This is a genomic window from Aerococcus sp. L_32, assembly GCF_050689315.1.
In genome coordinates this window covers 1-1,708 of sequence record NZ_JBOEQF010000411.1, presented here as the reverse complement: position 1 = coordinate 1,708, position 1,708 = coordinate 1, and the positions used below count along the sequence as shown (strand labels likewise).

Genomic DNA, 1,708 nt, shown 5'->3' with positions numbered 1-1,708 from the left:
TATTGGTAATAATAAACCATCAGCAACCTCTTGTGCTTTAGAATCGCCTTTTAGAATTCGAATAATGTCCAAAGCAAAATAAACTGCTGTGGCTGGTCCACGTGAGGTCAATACTTTATGGTTTTCATCGTAGTAGGTGATATCTTCGTGGAAGGTCTTGTAATGCACTTGGTCTTCAAAGCCTGGGTAGCATGTCCCTTCCAAGTCTTTTGTGATGCCTGCTGCTTCAAGAACGATTGGTGAAGCACAAATACTCGAAACGTATTTATCATTCGCTACTTGTTTAGCAATCAAGTCAGTTACTCTTTTATCCTTGGCCAATTTTTCTGCACCTGGGCGCCCACCTGGCGTAATGACCATGTCATAGCTGTCTGTATCCACATCATCTAACAGTTTATCTGCCATAATCTCAATACCATGGTCACCGATTGTCGATAGGGTTTCGTTGATAGATACGATATCTATTGGGATTTCTGCTCGACGTAGGTAATCAATAACTGTAATTGCTTCTACTTCTTCGTAACCTTCACCTAGTAAAATCATTGTTTTCATCTTAAACCCTCCAGTTTAAACTGTACGCTTTGTTGCCTCTATCTTACCTAAATTTTATGGATAAGAAAAGGATCGACACTTGGCCGACCCTCCTACACATGGTAATAGATACTAGCTATCCATGTATGTTAGTTATTATTGTACTCTTGAACCATCTGTAAATTCACCATTTTGGTGGGCACGACGGCGTTCTTCAGCGCGTTGACGTTCTTCTTCAGATTGTTGTTGTTGATAATCTGCACGTGTCATCACGTCGTTAACATTCATATTTACTTCAACAACTCTTAAACCAGTCATTTTTTCAACGTTTGCTTTCACTTTTTCGATTGTTTGGTTAAAGGCTGCAGGAATGTTTTTGCCGTATTCAGCAATTACTTCTAAGTCGATGGCTACTTCTTTACTACCTACTTCAGCATTAACACCTTTTGTTTTGTCATCTTCAGAAGAGAAGAAGCTTTTCACGCCAGATGTGAAGTTTCCTTTCAACTCTAAAATGCCGTCAACATCTTGAACTGAGTTATTCGCAATACGTTCTAACACGCGAGGCTCAAAAGCTAAATTATTTTCGTGTCTTACTTGTTCATTTGTTTCAGCCATAATTTAATTCCTCCTAATATTTTTGTTGGTGATCTAGCCAACTTTAAATAACCTATAAGTTAATGATAACGTGAATATTTTTGATTATCAACCGATAACCCTTCGATCATTTCATAAAGAACCGTAACCAGGCACGTAAGTCGACCTCACCATCAAAGTAAGCACCGACGATATAGCCCACTGCTGCGATGATAGATACCAATAAGGCTGTCCCAAAATTAAAGACTACCCACAATAGTGCAAAGATAAAGGCTGATAATAAGCCGATAATCCGCCCTTTGTATTGGCGCCAAATCGCACGTTCTGCTCGTTTATTCCGTTCTGACATATTATCCCTCCTCCTTATTGCACACGTGGTACAGCTTTCTGTTTGGCTTGTTTTTCAGCTACGACAACGCTACGGTCAATTTGGTTGACCTTCACATTGACGTCCGCAACCGGAATCCCCAATGAAACGGCCACGGTATCACGTACGCGTTCCTGTACCCGACTAGCCAAGTCAATCACATTGGCTGCGTCATCCACTTGGAAAACAACTTTCACTTTGGTATCTTCTGGC

The 1,708-nt window shown here is 40.5% G+C and carries 3 protein-coding genes and 1 pseudogene; all 4 read right to left on the bottom strand.

Translation table 11 applies throughout. The features are described from left to right. Nucleotides 1–552 (bottom strand): DJ-1 family glyoxalase III (locus tag ACRCJ0_RS13490; protein WP_431390751.1); only part of this gene is annotated, 552 nt, incomplete at its 3' end. Between the two features lie 135 nt (nt 553–687). Continuing rightward, nucleotides 688–1,149, bottom strand: coding sequence for an Asp23/Gls24 family envelope stress response protein (locus ACRCJ0_RS13485; RefSeq protein ID WP_417894198.1), 462 nt, complete (start codon nt 1,147–1,149; stop codon nt 688–690). A 106-nt stretch (nt 1,150–1,255) separates the two neighbouring features. Further along, nucleotides 1,256–1,477, bottom strand: a complete 222-nt coding sequence (locus tag ACRCJ0_RS13480; protein ID WP_431390750.1) for a DUF2273 domain-containing protein — start codon at nt 1,475–1,477, stop codon at nt 1,256–1,258. A 14-nt stretch (nt 1,478–1,491) separates the two neighbouring features. Beyond that, nucleotides 1,492–1,708 (bottom strand): annotated as a pseudogene (locus ACRCJ0_RS13475) (alkaline shock response membrane anchor protein AmaP); the annotation flags it as partial.

Excerpts from the sequence above, each read along its gene's own strand:
- ACRCJ0_RS13480 (WP_431390750.1), bottom strand. The coding sequence starts at position 1,477 with ATGTCAGAACGGAATAAACGAGCAGAACGTGCGATTTGGCGCCAATAC.
- ACRCJ0_RS13485 (WP_417894198.1), bottom strand. The coding sequence starts at position 1,149 with ATGGCTGAAACAAATGAACAAGTAAGACACGAAAATAATTTAGCTTTT.